Annotated in this window: 12 protein-coding genes; 3 read left to right on the forward strand and 9 right to left on the reverse strand. The window is 65.2% G+C overall.

The genetic code is table 11. The features are described from left to right. The first annotated feature begins 9 nt into the window (after positions 1-9). Complete coding sequence (gene glpK, locus BMY35_RS20570; RefSeq protein ID WP_093203055.1) at positions 10-1,506, forward strand: glycerol kinase GlpK; 1,497 nt, start codon at positions 10-12, stop codon at positions 1,504-1,506. Positions 1,507-1,512: 6 nt separating this feature from the next. Here the strand turns inward: glpK and BMY35_RS20575 are convergent, their stop codons facing one another. Beyond that, entirely contained in the window at positions 1,513-1,974 is a 462-nt protein-coding gene (locus tag BMY35_RS20575; RefSeq protein WP_093203058.1) for an SH3 domain-containing protein, read from the reverse strand. A 187-nt stretch (positions 1,975-2,161) separates the two neighbouring features. Between BMY35_RS20575 and BMY35_RS20580 the strand changes: the two genes are divergently transcribed. Then, a complete protein-coding gene (locus tag BMY35_RS20580) occupies positions 2,162-3,802 on the forward strand; it encodes a phosphoethanolamine transferase (RefSeq protein ID WP_093203061.1) in 1,641 nt (546 codons plus the stop codon). A 50-nt stretch (positions 3,803-3,852) separates the two neighbouring features. Here the strand turns inward: BMY35_RS20580 and BMY35_RS20585 are convergent, their stop codons facing one another. From BMY35_RS20585 to BMY35_RS20615, 8 genes are all read right to left on the reverse strand, one after another. Beyond that, positions 3,853-4,524 (reverse strand): CC0125/CC1285 family lipoprotein, encoded by a 672-nt coding sequence (locus tag BMY35_RS20585; RefSeq protein ID WP_143080709.1) that lies wholly within the window; start codon positions 4,522-4,524, stop codon positions 3,853-3,855. 46 nt (positions 4,525-4,570) lie between these two features. Beyond that, entirely contained in the window at positions 4,571-6,322 is a 1,752-nt protein-coding gene (locus tag BMY35_RS20590; protein ID WP_093203066.1) for a ShlB/FhaC/HecB family hemolysin secretion/activation protein, read from the reverse strand. A 260-nt stretch (positions 6,323-6,582) separates the two neighbouring features. Next, positions 6,583-7,119: an SMI1/KNR4 family protein gene (locus BMY35_RS37755; protein WP_143080710.1), complete on the reverse strand. Its 537-nt coding sequence runs from the start codon at positions 7,117-7,119 to the stop codon at positions 6,583-6,585. Then, entirely contained in the window at positions 7,116-15,941 is an 8,826-nt protein-coding gene (locus tag BMY35_RS20595; RefSeq protein WP_093203068.1) for a two-partner secretion domain-containing protein, read from the reverse strand. The genes BMY35_RS37755 and BMY35_RS20595 overlap by 4 nt, the downstream gene beginning before the upstream one ends. Before the next feature lie 267 nt (positions 15,942-16,208). Next, positions 16,209-17,165 carry an alpha-E domain-containing protein gene (locus BMY35_RS20600; protein ID WP_019656032.1) on the reverse strand — a complete coding sequence of 319 codons (957 nt, stop codon included), beginning with the start codon at positions 17,163-17,165 and terminating at the stop codon, positions 16,209-16,211. 13 nt (positions 17,166-17,178) lie between these two features. Further along, positions 17,179-18,675, reverse strand: coding sequence for a circularly permuted type 2 ATP-grasp protein (locus BMY35_RS20605; protein WP_093203071.1), 1,497 nt, complete (start codon positions 18,673-18,675; stop codon positions 17,179-17,181). Positions 18,676-18,773: 98 nt separating this feature from the next. Continuing rightward, positions 18,774-19,622, reverse strand: a complete 849-nt coding sequence (locus tag BMY35_RS20610) for an oxepin-CoA hydrolase, alternative type (RefSeq protein ID WP_093203073.1) — start codon at positions 19,620-19,622, stop codon at positions 18,774-18,776. A 159-nt stretch (positions 19,623-19,781) separates the two neighbouring features. Beyond that, complete coding sequence (locus BMY35_RS20615) at positions 19,782-22,238, reverse strand: DNA internalization-related competence protein ComEC/Rec2 (RefSeq protein ID WP_093203076.1); 2,457 nt, start codon at positions 22,236-22,238, stop codon at positions 19,782-19,784. A 141-nt stretch (positions 22,239-22,379) separates the two neighbouring features. Between BMY35_RS20615 and BMY35_RS20620 the strand changes: the two genes are divergently transcribed. After that, positions 22,380-25,898 carry a transglutaminase family protein gene (locus BMY35_RS20620; protein ID WP_093203079.1) on the forward strand — a complete coding sequence of 1,173 codons (3,519 nt, stop codon included), beginning with the start codon at positions 22,380-22,382 and terminating at the stop codon, positions 25,896-25,898. Positions 25,899-25,951 lie beyond the last annotated feature (53 nt).

Below are 25,951 nucleotides of genomic sequence, written 5' to 3' on the forward strand. Positions count from 1 at the left end.
CACGAACGAATGACCACCTACCTGCTCGCCCTGGACCAGGGCACTTCCAGCTCGCGCAGCATCGTGTTCGACCGCGAAGGCCACATCGTCGCCATCGCGCAGAAGGAACTCACGCAGATCTACCCGCAGCCGGGCTGGGTGGAGCACGACCCCATGGAAATCTGGCGCAGCCAGCTCGCCACCGCGCGCGAAGTGCTCGCGAAGGCGAAGCTGCAGCCTGCGGACATCCACGCCATCGGCATCACCAACCAGCGCGAGACCACCGTGCTGTGGAATCGCAAGACGGGCCAGCCGGTGCACCACGCCATCGTCTGGCAGGACCGCCGCGCCGAGCCGCTGTGCGCGCAGCTGCGCGACGAAGGCATGACCGACACCATCCGCGAGAAGACCGGCCTCGTCATCGACGCGTACTTCTCCGGCACCAAGCTGCGCTGGCTGCTCGACAACGTGCCGGGCGCGCGCGAGCAGGCTGCACGCGGCGAGCTCGCGTTCGGCACCGTCGACAGCTGGCTCATGTGGCAGCTCACCGGCGGCAAGGTGCACGTGACCGACGTGAGCAACGCCTCGCGCACCATGCTCTTCAACGTGCACACCAACGAGTGGGACGCCGACCTGCTGAAGGCGCTCGACATTCCGGCCTCGCTGATGCCGAAGGTGCAGCCCTCGAGCTCCCACTTCGCCGACACCGACGCGGCCCTGCTGGGCCACGCGCTGCCCATCGGCGGCGTGGCCGGCGACCAGCAGAGCGCCCTCTTCGGCCAGGCCTGCTTCGAGGCCGGCATGGCCAAGAACACCTACGGCACCGGCTGCTTCCTGCTGATGCACACCGGCGGCGAGTTCCAGCCCTCGCACAACGGCCTGCTGGTGACCAGCGCCGCGCAGACCGACGCGAAGCCGCAGTACGCGATGGAAGGCAGCGTGTTCGTCGGCGGTGCCGTGGTGCAGTGGCTGCGCGACGGGCTCAAGGCCATCAAGGGCAGCGCAGAGGTGCAGTCGCTCGCCGAGAGCGTGCCCGACGCGGGCGGCGTGATGATGGTGCCGGCCTTCACCGGCCTCGGCGCGCCCTACTGGGATGCCGACGCGCGCGGCACGATCACCGGCCTCACGCGCGGGACCACGGTGGCGCACATCGCGCGCGCCGCGCTGGAGAGCATCGCCTACCAAAGCGCCGCGCTGCTGCAGGCCATGAGCCGCGACGCGGTGGCCGCCGGCGGCAAGCCGGTGGCCGAACTGCGCGTGGACGGCGGTGCGAGCGTGAACGACCTGCTGATGCAGTTCCAGGCCGACCTGCTGGGCATTCCGGTGGTGCGGCCCGAGGTCATCGAGACCACCGCGCTGGGCGCCGCGTACCTCGCGGGCCTTTCAACCGGCGTCTACACCGACGCGCGCCAGCTTTCGAAGCTGTGGAAGATCGAGCGGCGCTTCATGCCGACCATGGGCCGGGCGCAGGCCGAGGAATCGATGGCGCGCTGGGAGCGCGCCGTGCGCCAGGCCACTGCGACCTGAGCCCTCCTACCAGCCCCAGACGAGGCTGCGCTGCACCCAGCCGGTGGCGCCGCCTTCGTGCTGCACCTTGAGCCAGTTGCCACGCCGCTCGATCGTGCGCAGCACGTCGCCGTAGCCCGCCTTCTTCACGACCGGGCTGCGCGCACCGGGCGCACGACGAAGGTTGGCCGACTGGGCCTTCACCACATGGTGCGGCGTCTTGTTCGTCATCGGACGGAAGACCCAGGCCTTGTCGCCCTCGAAGTCGCTGACCCTGAGCCAGTCGCCCTTCTTGCCGATCACGCGGAACGGATAGCCCCTGGTGACCGTCCAGTGCGTCTCGTAGCGCTGGCCGGGGCCGGTGCGCATGTTCAGCGTCTTGACGGCGACGCTCACCATCTGTGTCTGGGCGGCATTCGCGGGCGGCAGTGCCATCCACGAAAGAGCGAAGGCGAGCAGGAGCGCGGGCAGACGGCTGAATCTGAGCATGGAGCGGGGGTTCCTTTCCGGGGAGTTGAGGAAAGCCCGTCTGGGCACCTGTCGCCGGATAAGTTCCGCGGGGATATCCCTGAGTGCACCGGCTCGCCAAAGGGCCTCGCCGTCATCGGGGCACTGAGGGCAGCCGCGCGAGCCCCGGGGCAGAATCCGCCCGCCCCCGACTCGCAGCCCCACCCGCTTGACCACCCTGCCCAAAGACGCATCCACGTCGTCGTCGCGCAACGCGCTGCTCGCCTGCGGCGTGGTGGGCGCGACGCTGCTGGCGCTCATCGCACTGGGCCATGACGGCCGCCGCATGGCGCAGCTCGCCGTGCTCGCGATGCCGATGGTGCTGTGGCTGGCGTGGCCGCTGCGCAGCGCGCGCATGCGGCGCGTTCGCACGCTGCTGGTCTGGCTCTGGGCCATGGGCTTCGCGCTCGACGGCGCGGTGCGCGCCTATCTGCTCGACACCTACCAAGCCGCGCCCGATGGCGCGATGGTGCTGGGCGCCGCGGCCAATACCAATGCGCGCGAGGGCTCCGAATACCTGTTGATGCACTGGCGCTCGGCCGCCGTGTGGGGGGCGGCGCTGGTCGTGGCCGGCGTACTCGTAGGCGTGTTCGCGCGGCGCGGCGCGGTGGCCGATGCCGCATCCGCCCGACCGTCGCGATGGATCGTGGCGCTGATCGCCCTCCTGCTCCTGCTCTCCTGCGTGGCCTATGCGAGCAAGCCCTGGCGCAGGCTGCATCCCGCGATCTTCTGGACGCAGTGGATCGACTCCCTCCACACGCTGCGCTCCGCCTGGGCCGACCAGCAGAAGCAGCGCGACCGCCTGATGGCGCAGGCCAAGGCAATCGCACCGGTGATGACACAGGCCGGGCCCTCCACCGTGGTGCTGGTCATCACCGACAGCATCAACCGCGACAACATGGCGCTCTACGGCTACGGCCGCCCCACCACGCCGCGCCTGCTGGCGCACAAGGCGCAGACCGGCGACCAGATGGCGGTGCTGAAGAACGCATGGTCGGTGGACGCCAGCACCCTGCCCGCGCTGCGCAACATGTTCCACTTCGGCCTGCCCGAGGCCGAGAACCCGCCGCACGTGCTGGCACTGGCCCGCGCCGCCGGCTACAAGGTCTGGTGGATCAGCAACCACGACGACCTGGCCATCGAACAGCAGCACGCGCGCCTCGCCGACGTGGTCGACATGGTCAACCGCACGCCGGGCCGCGCCAGCGCGTCACTCGACGGCGAGATCCTCGACTGCATGCAGGAAGCACTGGCCGACACCAGTACAGACCGCAAGCTCATCGTCGTCCACCTGATGGGCGCGCACCCGCACTACAGCCTGCGCTTTCCCGAGAACGCAAATCCCTTCGACGACAACGTCGATGCGGTGGAAAACGGCCTGGTGAAGGACGGCCGCTCGGCCTGGGTGCGGCGCTTCCGGCAGGAGTACGACGCGGCGTTGCTGTATCACGACTTCGTGGTGTCGGAGTTGCTGCAGCAGACGCGGGCTCCGGGCAAACAGGGCGAGTACCGGGCGTGGATGTATTTGTCGGACCACGGGCAGGAGGTCGGCCATGTGAGCGACCGCGCGGGGCATAGCCCTTCGACCGCTTCGGGCTACCGCATCCCGGCCGTGGTGTGGCGCAACCGGCAGCCGCTGCCGCAGGAAGCGGTGCTGCAGCCGTTTCGCGCGGACTGGACGGGGTGGACCTTGATGGATCTGCTCAACATTCGGTGGAATGGGCAGCAGCCTGAGCGGGATGTGCTGGCGGAGTCTTACCGGTGGCAGGCGCCGGGGATTCCGGTGAAGGTCGAGTCGTTCTCCCGCTAGTTCTTGACGGTCGAACGACTGCGGAACGAACTCATCTTGCGATCAAGGGTTCAAGAGGCCGAGGAAGATTGCCACGCGCGGGTCATCTTCACCGGCATCTCCGCATGCTTGATCCGAGGCCCCAGGCGACTCAGTACTTCTTCGGTGACGAATGTCTGCGCATCCATGTTCTTGGGATCGGATCGCAACTCGACGAGTATCGAGCGCACCGGCTGCGCGGGCCCCGGGCCACTGGACGGGATGTAGATGAACAAGGGTGCCTGGCTCTTCACCATCGTCGGCGCCGGCGGCGCCCGGAACACGGGCACCGCACCTGCGGTTCGCTGCATGTGGGGGTCATGGGCTGCAACGATCTGGTCGCCTTCGCGCTGCGGATGCAGCGCCACCCGACTGACTTCAACATCAGCCAACGGGCTCATCTGCCCAAAGACATCGTCGCCTGCAAGAACCGTGGTGTCGACCGAGCCTTCGACGATCTTGAACGCTGGCGCGCCAGCCTCTTTCGCGATCTGCGCGGTGCGATAGAGCACGAACGCATCGGCCCATCGCAAGGGCGTGCGTGACGAACCCGTGAAGCGCACGCGATACAGCTGGTCGGACAACTTGCTGCTTGCATAGCCGAAGTTGTTTCCGCCCGCCCCAGCCTCCCGGTATTGAGTTGGAGCGACACAGGCAGTCAATACAACTGCTGCGACCAGCGTTGCAACCATCTTCGTGGACATGAGTTTTCTCCCTGAATACTGAGCAGTTGGTCTGTTGCGATATGGTTCAGAAGCTTGCATTGAGATTGAAGCCCAGCGTGACCTTCGCAGTTCGATAGCCCTCCGGCTTGCTGATCGGCGCGCCGACGAAGAAGTCGTAGCTCAGCTTGCTCCACTGGCCGCGAACGCCGATGACGGCCCCGGCCAGGCTGCGGCCGAGCAGGTCGACCGTCGAGCGGCCGCCCACGTGGCCATAGTCAGCCCCGACGTACAACTCCGCCCCGCTCTGCCCCACGGCCCATCCGATGTCGTTGCGGATGAGCCAGCCGCGCTCACCCATCAGGCTCGTCTCGCCGTCGAAACCGCGCACCGTGTAGCGCCCGCCGATGGCGAAGCGGTCCTGCGGCGTCAGCGGGGTGCGGTTCCATTGGGCGCGGATCAGGCCGGAGTAGCGCAGCTTCTGCACGTTGCCACCGACATTGAGCTTGAACGGCGCGTTGAGGCTGATGTCGGCGGTGTAGAGCTTCAGCCGCGACGTGCCTTCGCCGAACTCTTCTTCCGGCGCGGTGCGCGAGCCGAAGCCGCCGGTGCCGCGCTTGTAGGCCAGCGTGCCTTCGAGCGTCGCCTCGCCTAGGTACTCCTTGTGATTGAGGCTGAGCTCCCAGCCGCCGACCACGCGGTGCTGCACTTCGACCTCGGTGTCATCCACGAAGTTGCGCGACTCGCTGCGCCAGCCCTTGATCGCCACGCTCGTCTTGCGGCTCTGGTCGCGATAGACGAGGCGCGAGAGCTTGACCTCGGCGTTGTTGGTCTTGCCGGCGTAGACGTAGTCCTGGTTCAGGCCGGCCACGCTCTGGTGGTACTGGCTGTTGGAGGCCGTGAGGCCCAGCAGCCAGTAGCCATACGGCAGCGAGTAGTGAACGGTCTGGCCTTCGGTGCCCTTGGCCGGGTCGCCGAAGACGTGGTTGTTGATGTTGTGGTTGGCGCTGACGTAGAACAGGTCGTTCAGGCCGAAGGGGTTGTCCAGGGACAAGGTGGCACCGGTCTGGTAGCGGCCGGTGGCTTCGGTGCCACTGTCGTCGAGGCTCAAGGTGGCGCGCCACTTCTTGGATTGGACGTACTTGACGACGAGGTCGCTGTCGCCGGGCTTGGAGTTGGGGGCCGTTGAAGGCTCGATCTGGATGTCGGCTTCGGCGGTAGGGGCTCGCTTGAGGTTTTCCAGGCCTTGCTCGATGTCGCGCAGGTTCAGAAGTTCGCCGGGACGCGCAGGGATGGCCGTGGCCAGCAACGCGGAATTGCCGAGCAGCGTGGATGAAGAATCGGGCCTCGTCCGAATGCCTGCGATGCGGCCAGGCACCAGCGAGAGGGTCAGCGTGCCGGTGGACAGATCCTGCGGCGCGGCCAGCACCCGTGTGGTGACAAAGCCCCGTGCGATGACAGCTTGCTGCGCACGCGCCAGCACCACATTGACGCCAGCAGTGCCGAGACAGCGGCCGACCGGGGAATCATTGCTCTCGGGGCCAGACAGATCGCCAACGACCCATTGAAATGACTCGGACTGCTCACCGACTAGGAGCACGCGGTCGATGCGGAAGCACGGGGACCCGGCGTCGGGGATGCGCTGGGCCGGAACGGGCGGCGCAGCCTGTGGACGCTGGTCAACGGTGCGCTCATTCTGCTCGCGCAGAGCGCGTTCGCGCTCTTGCTGGCGCTGCTGCTCGACGAACGGCTGTGGTGTGCTCGGCACCTGAGCGAGAGCCCACAGCGGGCCTCCCATCAACACGCCGACCAATATGGCGCGCAGGTTTGCTCTCACCATTTCTCTCCCTCAATATCTTTCTTGGCTGTGACGCCAGCTCCTGTACCCTGCAACTCAACTAGAACCCCAATTCGCGCCTACTGCCCTGGGGTTATGCATAACCACGGGGCTGCACCTGCGGTGTTTGAAGCTCTGCTCCGAAGACTCAACTTTCTAATGGCTCGGACGAATTGCATAAACAGCGGCAGCAAATTAGTCCTTGCCTCTAGAGGCTTCATTATGAGATGAGTCTTGTGGGCGTCGTAATTTTTATAGCACATTCAGATGACAATCATTTCTCCTCTGCAAACTACGCCGCTGCCTCTTTTTTTGTAAATTCGAACCACACGGTGCATATACTCCATGAAACTCATTCCAGTACAGGTCATTGCTCCTGAATCTGTTTCGTCTGGATTTTCATCGTCGTATCGATAAATTAAATCGGGACTGTCTGATTTTGTTAGTAGAAAATAAAACTGCGTCTCCGATTCGACTGAAATGATGAATTCACCCTGAAATCGGAGATCAAATTTTTGCATTGCACAAAACCTACGATCCATTCCAGCCTGAAAAAACACATGGCGCCGAACTGAGCGATCTCGATAGAACGAAATCGGATCATCGCCGATCAAGCCACCATCTGAGCGCCCCATTTCCAGCATGAAATCCCGCAGATCACCAGAAAATTTCACGTCATACAGGCGCTCTATCTTTAGCAACTCTTCCTCTGTGTAGCCTTCGACCAATTCCGGGTGAAGAATTTTCAAATTATCGGCCGTACGACTGCCGCACAATTGCTCGTAAATACTTTTCTTCATGGTCTTGTTCCTGTGCTTCCCTGGTAAACATTAATCGTAAATCCCGGGTTATTTACTGCCAAATTGGGCACTGTCTCTTGGCATGCCGAGCACATTCCTGGATTTATTGCAGAATTATTCTGGACACTCAAATTCACTACTGCCGATTTTCCTGAGTAAGCATTACTAATGTAACTTCCAAGTCGATTCTCCGCATGATAGGTGTTTACCTGCCCATTTTCCTGAAGCGCAGAACCTATGCTGCCGGATCTGTCAAGGACAACCGTGTATTTTGTACCGCCGATAGTGACCGTACTGGGGGCATTGCCGCTCCAGGCTTTTCCACTGACCGAGAGGAAGTAATTCGTGCTGCCGTCCACAGTAACGGATGCAGTTGAGATGGAATACTCACCAATATAATCGGATTTCACGTATTTATTAACGGAGGCTCGCAATGCATCGGGATTGATTGCAGGATCCGGTATGTTCTTTAAGTCATACACGCGCAGATTCGGAATGGCGGCATCTACCCCTATTGCTGTCGTATTTCCCAGTACGGGCGTCAATCCTGCCTTGGACACGACTCTTGCTGCTGCGATATCGCTCAACAGGCTGGCGAGCTGCGTCGCAACTGCCACGTTTTGGCTGTCTGCTCCTACTACGGTACCAATTGTGTAGGTGCCTGCCGCCCAAACTGGACTGTTCTGCAAGGCAGCAAACAGTGCATCGTACTTGTGGGCCTCGACCGAAGTGGGTAGCGATGCCTCGTTGTTCGTGACATTCAACGGCTGCCCGGTCTTGATGAGCGCTTGATTGAAGCTCTGCTCATTCACCGACTGGTCGCGCCCGAGGTAGGCATTGAGGAGGCCTTCGGTCTCGGTCAGTTGGCGCATATAGGCCCGCTTCTGTTCATCAGTACCGGCGTAGGGGTACGAGTAGTTACTGGCGTTGGCGGTCGCACTCCCATTGAGCAGCAACTGCGCTGTAGCGTCCTTACCATTGATCGACTGATAGCGGTCCAGAAAGACGCCCAGATTGACCTTGTCGTCAGCGGTCAAAGGTTGGCCCGATCGTGCCTTGGCCAGCAGCCCATCGCTGAGTTGATCAGCACGCTCCAGAGCAATCAACTGCTCGCTTTCATCGACAGTCAGCCCCGTTGAGGAAGCTCTGATGCGCAACAGATTGAGTTGCAGCCGGTCCGCGTGGTTCAAGAAGTTGTTCTCAGCCGCGTTGGTCCCTGCGGATGCTGCGATGTAGCTCGCGCTCGCATTCCCGCCCACCAAGGCACCGATAACACCGCTCATCAGGTTGGCTGCCTGGAGCGTTTGCTCGGACAGCTTGGGGTCGGCTGTAGGGTTCACGGCCTTGGCCGTCAGTTCGCCAACCACTGCGCCGATGGCCCCAGCTGCGCAGCCAGCACCGCTGCCGCCACCGGCTCCCGCTGAAGCGCGACCCGCGCCGACAACGCAACCAAGGATGGCGTGTGCGACCTGCTGTCCGTATACGTTGAAAGTCCCGCCCCTCGTCAAATCTCCAATCGCGTTCGCGCCCTGTGCCGCGACAGTGTTCAGGAGCGCGGTTGCGATGGCGGTGCCCAGTTCGTCTTCCAGACTCGTGCCATTGATCGCACTGCGCACCACCGAACTGGCCACGCCATTGAGCATCTGGCGCTGCAACTGATCGGTGAAGAGCGCCTTGCCATTCGTTGCCGTCCGGAGGTTGTCAGGCAGCACACCCTCGACGTTCAGCCCTTCGATGGCCCCTGCCGTGACCATTGCGGTGAGGATGTTCTTGACGCTCTGGCTGCTGCCCAACTCTTTGAAGACCTTCCCGAGGTCCCCATCGTTGTTGACGAAGGAGACCGTCGCCTGGCTTGCAATCGCGGTGATACCAGCCTGCATCGCTGCCGAAGCGATGGTGGTCGTCGTCGCGGACAGCCCCATTGCACCTGCGATGCCGGTCCCCGTTGACGTAGCGGTGCCGGCTGTTCCCACCGCAGCCGAGCCGGCTCCTGCGGTCGCTACACCCACCACCACGCTCACAATAGCTGCCGCCACAGGCCCCATGCTGGTTTGGCTCTGGGCCCACTTCTTGTGCTCCTCCTGCACCCGCTGCCACTCGACGCTGTTGGCAAGAGCCGGATCGGAAGTCAGCTGATTGACCCATGCCATGCCGGGCTGCTTGGCCAGCTCGGAAAGACTGGCGTTCTGCCCCAGTTGCGCCGTCACCCCGCCACCGGCCTTGATGCTCGTGTTCAGTGCATTGAAGAGGTTGTACTGGCTGGTCTCGTCCGTATGGCCCGCACTCTTGGCCGAGACCCAGGCGCCATCGCCATCGGTTTCCGAGCCGCTGAAGGCGCTGGTGGTCTTTTGCGTGAGCAAATTGAGCTTGCCACCCGCGTCGATGCTCAGGTTTTCTGCATTGGCCTCGATGGCGCTGAGCGTCATGTCGCCACCGCTCTTGAGCTGGATGTCCTTGCCCGTGAGCGTGGTGCGCGCCAGCGAGGTCTCTTGGCTGTCGGCATTCGAGCTGGAATGACTCAGGCCATCTTTCTGCGCATCCGTCGTGGAAGCTGAGGCCGAGTTCTCCCCCGCGATCAAGCTGAGCTTGTCGCCTGCACTCAGACTCAGCGTCTCGCCAGCGCTCAGGTTTCCTGCCACCGCCGTGAGATTGCGTCCGGCGCCGATACCCACATTGCCCGCGCCGCTGATCGTGGTTCCGATTACCTTGCTTGTCTCGTCCTTGCGCGTGTTGTCGGAACTCCAGCGAATGTCATCCGTGCGACTGGTCGTCACGGTACCCAGATTCACGTCACGCCCCGCAACGATCGTTGCATCTCCCGCGCTCTTGATTTCGGCGCCGATCAGGTTGGCATCGCGCACGGCCACGACATTGAGACTTCCGCCAGGATTCGTGACATACAGCCCCGCCACCCGGTCCAGCGTCGTGGCGCTGAGGTTCACACCGCTGTCGGCGCTCGAACGCGCCAGCGGCCCCGTGTCGCTCTTCGAATCACGGGTGGTCGTCACGACGTTGATGTCGCGCCCCGCGATGGCTGTCAGGCTCTTGCTCGCATCGATCTGCGCGCCGATGACATTGATATCGGTCCTGGCGGACACCGTGACATCCTCGCCGGTGATACGCCCCGCGAGGTTGTTGATGTTGTCTGCCGAGAGCGAGACCGCGTGACGCCCGGCAATCGTGCCTCCCGCGTTCGTGAGGTCGCCCGAGAAGCGCATGTCCACACTGCCGCCCGAGAGCACCGCGCCGGAGCCGTCGATGTCGCCCGGCTTCACGCGCACGTAGACCTGCGGCACCAGCACGCGCTGCGTGCTGCCGTCGGGCAAGGTCACCGTCTGCTCGACCAGCCAGACGATGTCGCTGGTCAGTTGTGCCATCTGCGCGGCCGTCAGCGCCACGCCCACGCGCAATCCGTACTGCTGCGCGAAGGCCGCGCCGGCATTCATGAGAGCCGAGTACTGCGCGTCGTCGCTGGTGAACCCATCCAGGTAGCGGTAGCCGGTCAACTGGGCCACCTGCTCGCGAATCAGGCGTTCCTCGTAGAAGCCGTCGCCCAACCGCTTGAGGGTGTTGTTCGGATCGAGTCCGAGGTTGTTCAGCAGATAGTCACTGGACAGCCAGTTGCGGTAGTTCGCAAACCGGGGATCGGTTTCGATCAGGTAGCGGCTTGACGGATCGGCCAGCGTCCTGAACAGGCTCGCGCTGGGGATCGCCACGTTCGGTGCGCTGGTCCGCACGACCGTGGCGGCGGAAGTGCCTGCCGTGTTGCCGGGGCCACTGTTCGTTGGCACCTGAATGATGGGGTTGACGATGGCGCTGCCGGCCACACTGCCAGCCGCTTGGGGACCCGTTCCGGTCTGCCCCACCGACAAGCCCCCCGTACCCGGGTTGCCCACAGCAACCGCGACATTGCCCTCCTGGCGTGCTGCGGCCAACGTGACCGTGGAGTTGGTCGTCAGGTTGTATGGCGCGATCTGGTAGACGCGCACATCGTCGCCGGAGTGCGCTTCGACATAGCTGTGCGAAACCGTGCCGGTCTGCACAGTGGGGGCGTCGACAGTCAGCCCCTTGTTGACGATGGTGCCGCCCGTGACCGTCAGCGCGCCACCAGCCAGGATTTGGCTCATGTCGTTGACGCCGCTGCCCACCGCGATGTTCATCGCGCCGCCGGCGATGATCTTGCCCGGCGCGGAGCTTTGCAGGACCGGCGTGGACGGGGTGACGCTGTAGACGTAGGCGTCGTAAGTCGACGCCATGCGTCCGGGCTCGTACTCGGTGCCCGTGAGCGACGTGTATCCAGCGATGGTGTGGATGAACTTCAGCGTGGCCTTGTCCAGCGCGGCGTGGGCCTGGCGATAGTCCTGCCACTGGTCGTACTCGGCCTGGGTGACCGGGTGGTCGAAGGGGATCCACTGGTCGTGGTTGGTTTCGTCTAGGACCATGACACCGGCCTGGCCCACGGTCATGTCCGGGTACTTGCGGCCAATGAAATCCATGGGCAAGTCCACGCCAGGCGGCGTGACGCCGAAAGTCGCCCAGATCGGGTTGGTGCGCGAGTACCAGGCGCCGGCGACGTTGGTGGTGTCGCACGCGGTACCTTCGCCGCCGCCGCACGTCTGGTAGCTCCGGTCCTGGCTGCTCGCCGGGCTTTGCATGTAGTAGGCGCGGAACTGGGCCAGCGGGTAGTCCGGCGAAGGCACCAGCAATCGCGCATAGGGATTGCTGCCAGCCGTCAGCGGATTGGCTGCGCTCGCGGCGGTCCAGGCGTTCCAGCCGGTGTCGGGGAACTGCTGGAGGCCCCCGAAGCTGATGAGCACATCTTCGGCCTTGTAGCGCGTGCCGCTGCCTGGGAGGGTGTACTCGACGACCTGCTTGCTCTCGCCCGGCTGCAGGGTCCAGGTGACGCCGCCGTTGGTGTTGTTGAGCGTGGTGGTCTTGATGTCGATGTCGCCGGTAGCCTCGATGGTTGCGGCACGGTTGTTGACGCTCGTTGCCGTGCCGGTGGCATGTCCTAGTGCATCGAGACCACCACCGATGAAGAGGCCACCGCCGATGAGGGGGCTGCCGTCACTGAAGATGAGGGCGCCGTCCTCGTTGTTGAGAGTGCCTACGCCAAGGTCCAGGCGCACTCGCGCGGCGATGGTGGCGGCGCTGGTAGTGGCCCCCGAGGGACCATTGACGGTCTCGGCCTGATTGTTGAGCGTGCCGACAGCGATGGAGATCTGGTTGCCGTAGATGCGACCGGTGCCGATGTTGGTCAGCGTGTCCGCATCGATGCGGGTCACGGTGCCGTCGATCACGCCCCGGTTGGTCACGGTGCCGCTGGTGCTCAGGCGGGTGGTAGTGCCCTGGATGTCGCCGGTCGCTTTGTTGTCGATGTTCGCGGCCGACAGCGAAAGATCGTCGCCGGAGGCGATCCGGCCGCTGTTGGAGAGGTTGCCGCTGGTGGCGATGCCCAGATCGTGATTGGCGATGGTCTCGCTGCCTGAGGCCAGCGCGATGTTCTGCGTCGCCGCAACGTTCAGGTCGCCCTGGGAGAGCAGCTTGCCGCTGCTGGTAAGCGAAGCCACATTCACCATGAGCGACTTGCCGGCAAGCATGGTGCCGCCAGAGTTGGATACGCTCAGAGTCTTCGTGGCCGGATTTGCGGCATTGGGATCGACGACGCTGACGGTATCGCCTGCGGAGATCAGGCCACCGGTACCGTTCTCGACGAGAGCCGTACTCGTCAGAGTGGTGTTCACGTCGGCACGGATGGCTCCAGACGTGTTCTTGACAGTCGCAGCCGTAATGGCAACGTTCTGGCCCTCGATGCCCTGGTCGGTGCCGGAGGTGGCTGTGTTGTCGAGGCTTGCGGCGCGTACCGTGGTCTTGGCGCCCGAACGGATCAGGCCGCCCGTGTTCTTCGCGGCACCGGCTCCGGCATCGATCAGCAAGTCGCCCGCCGCCAGCGTTTGGCCGTCCTTGTTGTCGTAGGCGGCGCCTTGGGTGTTGATGGACAGCGTCGATTGACTCAACACCACCCCTGCATCGCTGTTGACGAACTTGCCGTTGACGAATTCTCCAGTGTTTGCGCTCAGCGCACTCTTCGAGCCGATGAAGCCGGCCGTGTTACTGACGTTGCCGGTCTTCAGCGTGAGGGCGTCGCCGCTGACGATGCCGCCCAGGCCGTTCGCGTAGCCTGCGGCATTCGTATTGACCAATGCGCCGCCATGCGTGTCGACGGCCATCGCGCCGCCTGACTGGATCAGGCCCGCATCGTTCGAGATCGCGCCGGAATTCACGTCGAGGGTGCCGCTTGCGCTCAGGGTTCCTCGCGTATTGACCAGCGCACCGCCGTGCGTGTCGATGGCAAGACTGCTACCGCTGGCTTTGCCGTCCGTATTGGTCAGACCGCCGTTCGCAAGCACAACAGCACCCGAAGCCAGCAGACTGCCTGAGGTGTTATCGGTCGCGCCGGTGGTCGCGACGTGAAGGTCTCCTGCCACCGCGGCAATCGTTCCGGATGCGTTGCTCAGGCTCGCGGCATTGACGAGGGTGCCACTGTTGGAGCCCAGCGTACCTCCGATGTTCGACAACGCACTGGCTGCCGTGATGCTCAGTGTGCCAGGGGTTGTGACCGTCGCACTATTGGTGTTGACATCGCCCTGCGTGGCTGTGATGGCCACGTTGCCACCGTTGGTCTTGCTGGCAGAGAGATCGACACTTGCACCTTGGAGCGTCGCATTGCCTGCGGCCAGATGGGTGCCCTTGGCAACCAGCGCACCTGTGGAGGCAACGTGCAGATCGCCAGCGCTGCCCAACGTGCCGTCGCTCTTGATGCCGGCACCGAGTACGCTCGCCTTGCTGCTCTGCACGCTCGCGGCCGTAATCGTTGCGTTCCGACCGGATGTGATGTTGCCGTCGTTGACGAGCGTGCCGGCGACGGCCACGCTGACGTCGTTCTCGCCGCGCAGCGTGCCGGCATTCGTGAGCACTCCTGCCTGGACTCCCAGGTCGGTGGTCGCTTTGATCGAACCGCCTCCGCCGTTGACAAGTTGACCTGTCGACGTGACCCGCACGCCGGCCTGGGCCGATTGGATGTTGCCCTTTGTGTTTTCCAGTGAGCCGGTATTGAGCGTCAGGCCCTGATTGGAAGCCAGGGTGCCGGAGCTGTTGACCGTGGCTCCGGTGACGCTGGCTGCAAGTGCCCCTGCAGCCGAGACGTTGCCGCGCAAGTTGTTGGCCGAACCGCCGACGGTGAAGTTTGCATTGCTGTCGCTGGTCAGCACACCGTCCTGGTTGTTCAGGTCGCCGGAGGTAGTGATGTCCAGACTGCCGGTGCGCAGGGTGCCGGATGAGTTGTCGAAACTGCCCAGATTGGCAGTGAAGGCCCCGGACACATTGATGGTCCCGCCCTGGTTGGAAAAGGTGGGCTGACTGAGTGCCAGACTCGCCACGCTCAGGGTTCCGCCGTTGTTCAGCAGGTTCGCCGTCTGCAGCGTGATCGGGCCACCTGCGTAGACCTTGCCGCCATCGTTGCGGAATGCGCCCGCGGCATTGATGCTGCCTGGCTTGATCGGCGTTGCGGCGGGTGCCGAGGTACCTCCGGTGGTAGTTCCACCTGTCGATGTCGTGGTGCCGGTCGAGCCGCTCGAGCCCGTGCCCGCGGTGGTGCCCGTGCCAGGGTTGCCGCCGTCACTGCCACCCGTTGTCGGCGTCGATGTGGGCGGAGGCGGAGGCTCGCTGCCGATCCACCCGCCCTGGGTATTGCTGATCGTCGGTGCCGACAGCGACAGCGACGCCATGCTGGTCTGGCGGATCGTGCCCTGGTTCACGATGTCGCCGCCCGTGCTGGCAAGCTGCACGCTCTGGCCTTCGAGTGTGCCGGTGTTCTCCAGGCGGCCGGAAGCCGTGACGACGAGGCTGCCGGCGCTCGCGCCGATGTTCCCGGCGTTGCGCACGCCCAGGCCCTGCTCGGTTCCCAGGAGCACGATCTTTCCGGCGTACATGCCTCCGAGCGCAGCCACGTCCAGAGCGAAGGTCGGTGCAGCGCCGGCGCCTGTCGTGGGCGTGATCTGCGCGTGGTCGGCGCTGATCTGGTTCGCACCGGTCACCACCTTGAGATCCGTGGCGTAGATCGCCGCGTTGAGCTGCACGGCACGAGCGAGGACGGCAGCGTAGTCGGTCTTGCTGGCATCGAGGCCCGCGCCGTCGATGGTGACGGTGCCACCACGAACAAGGAAACTGTCGAGACCGCCGACGGCGTTGAATTGCGGCGTACCGGTAGTGAGGGTGGCGCGGCTGGCATTGATGAAGCCACCACCATCCACACTGATGCCCGCCGGGTTCGCAATGATCACTTCGGCGCGTTGGCCACCCACTTCGATGTAGCCACGAAGCTGGCTGGGCGTTCCGCCGTTGACCTCATTGAGGATGATGCGTGCCGGACCCGATGCCAGGAACGGGTTGCCCTGAACGAACCCACCAAGCTGGGTCTGCACGTTCACCCGACTGTTGTTCAGGATGGCGCCATTCGCACCGACGTTGAACTGGTTGTAGACGTTGCGCGAGACACCTGCTGCGGAAGGCGTCTGGATGTTGACCAGCGGCACGCCATTGGGCGCTGTCAGCACGGTCGGGCGGAGATTGCCGGGAACGTTGGGAGCGCCGACGATCTGGGCATGTGCCGCCCCTGCGATAAGTGCCCCTGCGACGGCTGCAGCACCTGCGACGGTAGTAGCTCTACTCGCTCCCTTGCCAGTGCTCGCGGCCGTTTCCTGGACCGCCATGCGCAGTCCTCTCGCCGCGTTGAAGACCACGCGGTGCAAGTGCCGATTCATCGCTTTTACGCTCCCTCATAGTTGTCAATCTGCAGCCACATCTGTGACCAAATGAAAACTGCGGAGCGCGATTATGAAAGAGCGGTGCTTGCTTTCAAGGAATTAATACATGCTTTTCAACGACAGAATTTGCTCAATTCCGTCGAGTTAATCCTTATTTATTAAATTCCCATTAACAGGGATCGACCCGTCAACAATTGTCAAAAATTCGCATCAAGCCAGGCAGGCTTCACCCCCGGAAAAAGGATGAAGCCTCCGCATTCCCAATCAATGCGCCGGAACCAGAAAATCCTGGCTGATCCGCACACCCAGCTCATTCACGCGATCGAGGAATTGCGTGAGATACGCATGCAGCCCCGTCGCCAGAATTTCGTCGACGCGCGCATATTGCAGATCGGCAAGCAGCTTTCCGGCGCGGCGCTGGGTTTCGGCGCTCTGCTCGTTCTGCACCTTCGCTAGGTTGTTGACCACCTCGACCAAGCTGGCGTGCAGCGAGCGCGGCATGTCGGCGCGAAGAATGAGCAGCTCAGCCACGCGCTCGGGCTTGATCACGTCGCGGTACACCTTGCGGTAGACCTCGAAGGCCGAGACGCTGCGCAGGATCGCGCTCCAGTGATAGAAGTCGTACTCCTGATCTTCCTCGGTGGCGGCGCCGAAGAACTCGCTGTTGAGCGCGTGGAACTTCACGTCGACCAGGCGCGCGGTGTTGTCGGCGCGTTCCAGGAAGGTTCCCAGGCGCGAGAAGTAGAAGGCCTCGTCCTGCAGCATGGTGCCCAGCGTGACGCCGCGCGACAGGTGCGAGCGGAACTTGACCCATTCGAAGAACTGGCCGGGGTCGCGCTCGAAGTCGCCCGAGCGCAGCATGCGGTTGACTTCGAGCCAGGTGGTGTTCTGCGTTTCCCAGGCTTCGGTGGTGAGCGCGCCGCGCACTGCGCGAGCGTTCTCGCGAGCGGCCTTGAGGCAGGAGACGATCGACGAGGCGTTGCTCTCGTCCTTGACCATGAACTCCATCACCTCCTTGGGCGCGATCTGGTCGTACTTCTGGTTGTACCAGGGCAGCAGCTCGCTGATGGAAAGCACGCCCTGCCAGCCGTACTTGGCCACTTCGGCGGACTGCGGCAGCAGCGAGGTCTGGTAGTTGACGTCCAGCATGCGCGCGGTGTTCTCCGCGCGCTCGGTGTAGCGGGACATCCAGTAGAGATGGTCGGCGGTACGTGACAGCATCTTCGTTGTCCTCCTACGATTGGCTTTGCGACTGCTCGGCCGCAGCCTTGGGCTTGGGGGTTCGGTCGGCCTCGAGGATCCAGGTGTCCTTGGTGCCGCCGCCCTGCGACGAGTTGACCACCAGCGAGCCTTCTTTCAGCGCCACGCGCGTGAGGCCGCCGGGCACCATCTGCACCTCGCTGCCCGAGAGCACGAAGGGGCGCAGGTCGATGTGGCGCGGCGCGATGCCGGCGTCGACGAAGGTGGGCGAGGTCGAAAGGCTCAGCGTGGGCTGGGCGATGTAGCCGTCGGGCTTGGCGATCACGGCCTTCTTGAAGTCCTCGATCTCGGCCTGCGTGGCGGCCGGGCCGATCAGCATGCCGTAGCCGCCGGCGCCGTGCACTTCCTTGACGACCAGGTCCTTCATGTTGTCGAGCGTGTATTGCAGCTCATCCTTGTTGCGGCACATGTAGGTGGGCACGTTCTTCAGGATCGGCTTCTCGCCGAGGTAGAACTCCACCATCTTCGGCACGTAGGGGTAGATCGACTTGTCGTCGGCCACGCCGGTGCCGACCGCATTGCAGATGACGACGTTGCCGTCGCGGTACGCGCGCATCAGGCCCGAGCATCCCAGCGTCGACGTAGGCCGGAACACCTCGGGGTCGAGGAAGTCGTCGTCCACGCGGCGGTAGATGACGTCGACGCGCTTCGGCCCGCGCGTGGTGCGCATGTAGACGAAGTTGTCCTTGACGAACAGGTCCTGCCCTTCGACCAGCTCCACGCCCATCTGCTGGGCGAGGAAGGCGTGCTCGAAGTAGGCGCTGTTGTACATGCCGGGCGTGAGCACCACCACCGTGGGCTCGGCCGTGGCCGGCGGCGCGCTGGCGCGCAGGGTCTCGAGCAGCAGGTCGGGGTAGTGCGCGACCGGCGCGATGCGGTTCTGGTTGAAGAGCTCCGGGAAGAGCCGCATCATCATCTTGCGGTTCTCGAGCATGTAGCTCACGCCGCTGGGCACCCGCAGGTTGTCTTCGAGCACGTAGTACTCGCCGTTGCCCGAGGCATCGGGGGCACGCACGATGTCGATGCCGGAGATGTTCGAGTAGACGTTGTGCGGCACGTTCACGCCCATCATCTCGGGGCGGAACTGGGCGTTGTTCAGGATCTGCTCGGCCGGGATGATGCCGGCCTTGATGATTTCCTGGTCGTGGTAGACATCGTGAAGAAAGCGGTTGAGCGCCGTGACGCGCTGCACCAGCCCTTTTTCCATGCTCGCCCACTCGTGGGCGGGAATGATGCGAGGCAGCAGGTCGAACGGTATGAGCCGCTCGGTGCCGGAGCCGTCCTCGTCCTTGGCGCCGTACACCGCGAAGGTGATGCCGACCCGGCGGAAGATCATTTCCGCCTCTTCGCGTCGCGAACGCATCACCTCACCGGGTTGCTTCGCGAGCCATTGGTCGTAGCGCTTGTAATGCTGTCGGATCGCAGCTCCAGCGTAGGGAAGCTGCTCGTACATCTCGTCAAATTTGTGCATGGAACGACCAATCTCCTTGAGTTCATAGCTTAGCAAGTTCAGGGCCAGTAGAACCCCTGATGCCAAGGCCGGAGACGGGTCGGATGATCTTTCCGCGCTCAGGTCGCGGGGCCCTCCTCGCTCGTTTCCTGCTTCTTGCGGGGCGACAGAAATTCCTTGATGCGCTCCCCGCTCTCGTCGCCGTAGAGGCTGGCCAGGAAGGACTCGCGCTCGGCCTCGAGTTGCTCGCGCCGGCTGCGTCCGCGCGCTGAATACACCAGCTGCTTGATGCGCGCCTGCACCTCGAACGGGCCGCGCGCGAGTTGCTGTGCCCAGGCGAGAGCCGTGGCGCAGGCTTCCCCGTGCGGCACGACCTTGTTGACCACGCCCAGCTCGTGCAGCCGCCCGGCGGTGCAAGGCGTGCCGTCGAGCAGCATCTCGAGCGCGGCCTGCGGCGGCAGCGCGCGCACGAGCGAATCGGTGCCGCCGCCATCGGGCGACAGGCCGACGTTGACGTACGACATCGCGAACTTCGCGTCCTCGGCGGCCACGATCAGGTCGCAGGCCAGGCACAACGAGAAGCCGCCGCCCATCGCCGCGCCCTCCACCGCCGCGATGACGGGCTGGGGCGCCTCCTGTATCGCCATGATCCATTCGTGCAGCGCGCCGATGTGGCCGTGCTGCTCGGAGGCCGGCAGCTTGCGTTGCCGCGCAAGGCGGCGGAGGTCGCCGCCGCCGCTGAAGTGTTCGCCCTCGCCGCACAGGACGATGGCGCGCACCGTGCGAAAGCCCGAGGTGGCCCGCATCGCCTTGGCGGCTGCCCGATAGACCGACGGATTGATCGCATTGCGCGCCGTCGGATTGCTCAGCGTGAGCACGAGCACCGGGCCTTCACGGTGCATCTTGAGCCGCGCGCCCGGCGCAGGCGCGGCGCTCACGCTGGTGATGGCCGGAACCGCTGTCGTCATGAAACGCCCCCCGCAGTCATGCCCCACCTGAAGCGTGGACGGTTGTACATGTTGCCCCCTGGTTGTCGAGTTGTAGCCAAACGATACAACGCGGAAGGCCCCCGCGTGGATTCATAAAAAGAGTACTTTCAAGCTACTTTTGACAATTAGTTCACGATTTCAAGAATCCGGCGGCTCCGACGGAGACGAGCGATGCTGCCAATACCGGGCGCGGCGCTCGCGCTCGCAGGCCACCTCGGCGGGACGGGCGCTGCTCCAATGCGCGGCGCCGCAACGGGTGTTCTCGACCAGCTGCACGCCCCGGTCCAGGTAGCGCGCGACCACCTCCGGCGCCGGATGGCCGAAGCGGTTGCGGTACCCCGCCTGCACGAGCGCGATGCGAGGCTGGACCGCGTCGAGAAACGCTTCGCCCGACGAGGTCCTGCTGCCATGGTGCGGTGCCAGCAGCACGTCGGCGCGCAGCAGTTGCGGCGTGCGCATGACAAGCGCGGTTTCCTGCAGCCGCTCGATGTCACCGGCCAGCAGCGCCGATGCGCGCCCGTTGTCGATGCGCACCACACACGACACGGCATTGGGTTTGGTGAAGCTCCTGTAGTCGCTCTCGAACGGATGCAGCACCTCGAAGCGCACGCCATCCCAGGTCCACGCCTGCCCGGCCTCGCAGCGCCGTGCCGGGCGCACCGCCTGCAGTGGGTGCGCGGCCTCGATGGAGCTCAGCAGCGCGGCGCCCGGCTGCATCGCGAGCACTGCGGGCGCGCCGCCGATGTGATCGGCATCGCGATGGCTCACCACCAGCGTGTCGAGGCGCTCGCCGTAGGCCCGCAGCAGCGGCACGAGCACGCGATGGCCCGCGTCGCTCTCCAGGCTGTAGCGCGGACCGGCGTCGTAGAGCAGGCTGTGCGTGGCGGTGCGCACCAGCACCGCGTTGCCCTGGCCCACGTCGGCCGCGAGCAGTTCGAACTCGCCCACCGCGGGCCGGGGTGCCTGCCACAGCAGCACCGGCAGGAGCAGAGGAACGCCGAGGCTGCGCAGCGACCACGGCAGCCGCATCGCCAGCAGTGCACCACCGCCCACGCCGCAGGCGGCCATCCACAGCGGAGGCGCCGCCATAGACAGCGTGGCATGCGGCAGGCCGGCCAGCCATTGCAGCATGAGCGCCAGCGCATGCACGGCCCAGGTCGCGAGATCCCACAGCGTGGGAACGAACACGCCGAGCATGGCAAGCGGCGTGATGACGAGCGTAACCCACGGAATCGCCACGGCATTGGCCAGCAGCCCGACCAGCGACACCTGCTGGAACAGCAGCAGGCTCAAGGGCGTGATCGCCAGCGTGATGGTCCATTGCTCGCGGAAGAACCGGAGCATGCGCACGGCCGCGCCGGCCTTCTGCCCGTCAGACGGCCCATCCGTGGCGAAGAGCACGCCCACCGCCACGAAGCTCAGCCAGAAGCCGGCCTGCATCAGGGCCCACGGGTCGAGCGCGACCACCACGGCGGCCGTCAGCAGCCACACGTTCGGCCACGGCCAGCGCCGGCCCGTGAGGCGCAACAGCCCGACAGTCGCCAGCATCCAGACCGTGCGCTGCGCGGGCACGCCCCAGCCGCTGAAAAGCGCGTAGAGCGTGGCCAGCAGCACGCCGCCGACCAGCGCGGCCTGCTGCGCGGGCAGACACAGCATCAGCCGCGTGCTCCGCCGCCAGAGCAGGCCCACGGCATGGGCCGCCAGCCAGGCGAACATCGTGACGTGGAGGCCCGAGATCGACATCAGGTGCGCCACGCCCGTGGCGCGGAACACGTCCCAGCCCGCACGGTCGATGGCACCCTGGTCGCCGGTGACCAGGGCCGCGATCACGCCAGCCCTGGCGCGGTCCGGCACGCGCTCGAAGACGGCATCGCGCACCGCCTCGCGGGCTCTCTCGACGGGATGCCACCAGGTGCTTTCCAGCAGCACGGGAGCATCGTCGCGCGCGCCTGTTCGTACATGGCCGCTGGCGTGGAGGCCCTGCTCCCACATCCAGAGCTCGCTGTCGAAACCGTGGGGGTTGCGGTTGCCGTGGGGTGCTCTCAGGCGCACTGTGAGCTGCCATCGCTCGCCGGCGTGCGGAGAGCGGTTGGCGTCCGTCGACGGCATCGGGCTCCCGGAAGACCGGCTCCACAGGCTGGAACCGTCGGCGTACCAGCCGAGGGCGATGCGATCGGGTACGGCAGGTCGTCCGGCGATTTCCGGGTCGGCCCAGCGCGCGGACTCGACATCGAGACGAAACCGCGTTCCGGCTTCGCTGCGCTGCGGCATCTCCGACACGACGCCCGTGAGCCGGAGGTCGCGCCCTTCGAGCGACGGGTCGAGCGCGCCGTCCAGGTAGGCCGTCGCGCGCCATCCCGCAAGCCCCGCTCCAATCATCGCGCCACATGCGAAGGCGACGATCACGAGCGCCCTGCCCGGCATGCGCCGCCACCATGCAGCGGCGACGCCGAGGGCCGACAAGCCCATGTAGATCCATGCCGGCCAGAGCGCTTCCTGCTGCAACTGCAAGGCCGCCCCGACGAGCGAACCACCCAGTGCGGCGAACGCGCGAGCCCCGCCCACGGCACTGCCGGACGCACGCGACGGCGTCATCGGACGACTCCCGAAACCATGATGCAAACCCTCCCCAGACTCACGCTCAGTGGCGCGTTAATTGCTAAGCATCTGGGCTAGTATGCGTCTCACCAAAGACATCTTCTCGATGCAATCTGCCAGCTCTGCACACAAAAACGCATGTCCATTCACGCCGCTCTCCACCACGTCACCCACTACAAGTACGACCGCCTGGTGCAGCTGGGCCCGCAGGTCGTGCGCTTGCGGCCCGCGCCGCATTGCCGCAGCAACGTCATCTCGTATTCGCTGCGCGTCGAGCCGGCCGAGCACTTCGTCAACTGGATGCAGGACCCGTTCGCCAACTACCAGGCGCGGCTCGTGTTTCCCGAGAAGACGCGCGAGTTCAAGGTCACTGTCGACCTCGTGGTCGAGATGGCGGTCTACAACCCCTTCGACTTCTTCCTCGAGCCGCAGGCCGAGAACTTCCCCTTCAAGTACAAGCCCTCGCAGGCCGAGGAGCTCGCGCCCTACCTCGTGGCCGACCCGGTCACGCCGCTGCTGCAGGCCTACCTCGACAAGATCGACCGCAAGGAGCAGCGCACCATCGACTTCCTGGTCGGCATCAACCAGCAAGTCCAGAAGGATGTCAACTACCTGATCCGCATGGAGCCCGGCGTGCAGACGCCGGAAGAAACGCTCACCAACGGCAGCGGCTCCTGCCGCGACTCGGGCTGGCTGCTGGTGCAACTGCTGCGCCACTGCGGACTGGCCGCGCGCTTCGTCTCGGGCTACCTGATCCAGCTCACGCCCGACGTGAAGGCGCTCGACGGCCCGAGCGGCACCACCGTCGACTTCACCGACCTGCACGCCTGGTGCGAGGTGTTCCTGCCCGGCGCCGGATGGATCGGCCTCGACGCCACTTCGGGCCTGCTGGCCGGCGAAGGCCACATTCCGCTGGCCTGCACGCCCACGCCTTCGAGCGCCGCGCCCATCGAGGGCGGAGTCGACGAATCCGAGGTCGAGTTCGGCCACGAGATGAAGGTGACGCGCATCTACGAATCGCCACGCGTCACCAAGCCCTACACCGAAGACCAGTGGGCCGAGGTGCTGGCCCTGGGCGACGCGGTCGATGCGCGCCTGAAGGCCGGCGACGTGCGCCTGACCATGGGCGGCGAGCCCACCTACGTGGCCACCACCGACCGCGACGCGCCCGAGTGGAACACCGACGCGCTCGGCCCTACCAAGCGCGGCTACGCCACCGAGCTCGTGCACAAGCTGCGCGCCGAATACGGCCAGGGCGGCTTCCTGCACTTCGGCCAGGGCAAGTGGTATCCGGGCGAGCAGCTGCCGCGCTGGGCGCTCTCGATCTTCTGGCGCGCCGACGGCCAGCAGCTGTGGCACGACCCGGCCCTCTTCGCCGACGAGCGCTTTCCCACGCACTACACGAGCGAGGACGCGCGCCGCTTCACCAACCTGCTCGCGCAGAAGCTGGGGCTGACCGAGCGCTACATCCAGCCGGGCTACGAGGACATCTACTACTACCTCTGGCGCGAACGCCGCCTTCCCGTCAACGTCGACCCTTTCGACTCGAAGCTCGACGACGAACTCGAACGCGTGCGCCTGCGCCGCGTGTTCACGCAGAAGCTCGACGCGGTGATCGGCTACATGCTGCCCATCGAGCCCGGCAACGCGAACGGTGATGCTCCCGCGCTCGCGGGTCCGGCCTGGAAGACCGGCCCCTGGTTCCTGCGCGACGACAGGCTCTATCTCATTCCGGGCGACTCGCCCATGGGCTACCGCCTGCCGCTCGACTCGCAGCCGTGGGCCAGCAAGGGCGACTACCCCTACCTGATCGAACGCGACCCCACCGCGCCGCGCGGCGCGCTGCCGAGCTCTGCCGACTACCGTGCGCGCTATGCCGTGGGCACGGGTGAAATTGGCAGCGCGGGCGCAGACCTCGGCGCCGTGCCCTACGCCTTCGGCACGCCGCCCGTCGTGCCCTCTGCATTGCGCATGCAGACGCCGGGCGCCGCGAGCGACGGTGAAGGCGACGGCACGGACGACAACGACGACGCCGACTCCCTTTCGGCCCGCCAGCCCCGTCGCGGCGAATCGGCCCACTGGATCACTCGCACCGCGCTGTGCGTCGAAGTGCGCGACCCGCGCCGCGCCAACGGCCCCGCCGCCGAGAAGAAGGGCGATGCCTCGGGCGTGCTCTACGTCTTCATGCCGCCGCTGGCCCGACTGGAGGACTATCTCGACCTCGTGGCCGCCGTGGAAGCCACCGCGCGCGACCTGGGCGTGCGCATCGTGATGGAAGGCTATCCGCCGCCGCGCGACCCTCGCCTGAAGATGCTGCAGGTCACGCCCGACCCGGGCGTGATCGAGGTCAACATCCATCCGGCGCACAACTGGAAGGAACTGGTCGACCACACCGAGTTCCTCTACAACGCCGCCTTCGAAACCCGCCTGTCGGCCGAGAAGTTCATGACCGACGGCCGCCACACCGGCACCGGCGGCGGCAACCACTTCGTGCTGGGCGGAGCCACGCCCGCCGACAGCCCCTTCCTGCGCCGGCCGGAGCTGCTGGCCAGCCTGCTGCTGTACTGGCACAACCATCCGTCGCTGAGCTACCTGTTCTCGGGCATGTTCATCGGCCCGACGAGCCAGGCGCCGCGCGTGGACGAGGCGCGCAACGACCAGGTCTACGAGCTGGAAATCGCGCTGAAGGAAATCGCGAAGAACCGCGAGATCTACGGCCAGAACATGCCGGCGTGGCTGGTCGACCGCACGCTGCGCAACATCCTGATCGACGTGTCGGGCAACACACACCGCAGCGAGTTCTGCATCGACAAGCTCTACTCGCCCGACTCCAGTACCGGCCGCCTCGGCCTGCTGGAGTTGCGCGCCTTCGAGATGCCGCCGCATGCGCGCATGAGCGTCGCGCAGCAGCTGCTCATCCGCGCGCTGGTGGCCCGCTTCTGGAATGAGCCCTACAAGGCTCCCGTCACCCGCTGGGGCACCGAGCTGCACGACCGCTTCCTGCTGCCGACTTTCGTGAAGATGGACTTCGACGACGTCATCAGCGAGATGCGCCAGGCCGGCTTCGCCTTCGACCCCGACTGGTTCGCGCCGCACTTCGAGTTCCGCTTCCCGCTGGTGGGCCAGATGCAGGCGATGGGCGTGGAGTTCTCGCTGCGCAACGCGCTGGAGCCCTGGCACGTGATGGGCGAGGAAGGCGCGGCCGGCGGCACGGTGCGCTACGTCGATTCGTCGCTGGAGCGCATCGAGGTGCGCGTGACCGGCCTGAACGAGAGCCGCCACGTCGTCACAGTCAACGGCAAGGTGCTGCCGCTGCAGCCCACGGGCGTGGCCGGCGAGTTCGTGGCCGGCGTGCGCTACAAGGCCTGGAACCCGCCCTCGTCGCTGCACCCCAGCATCAAGGCCCACGCGCCGCTGACCTTCGACCTGGTCGACACCTGGATGAAGCGTTCGCTGGGCGGCTGCCAGTACTTCGTCGCCCACCCGGGCGGGCGCAACTACGAGACCTTCCCGGTCAACGCCTACGAGGCCGAGAGCCGCCGCCATTCGCGCTTCACCCGCACCGGCCACACGCCCGGGCTGCTGCGCACGCCTCCCGCGACCATCGAGCTGCCGGGCAGCCGCGAATTCCCGTTCACGCTCGATCTGCGGCGCTGAAGGGGACATTCAGCACACTGCCCGAACGGCCACCCCGTGACGGCAGTGTGACA

Origin of the sequence: Variovorax sp. YR750 (genome assembly GCF_900109805.1) — a bacterium.
GTDB lineage: Bacteria > Pseudomonadota > Gammaproteobacteria > Burkholderiales > Burkholderiaceae_C > Variovorax > Variovorax gossypii.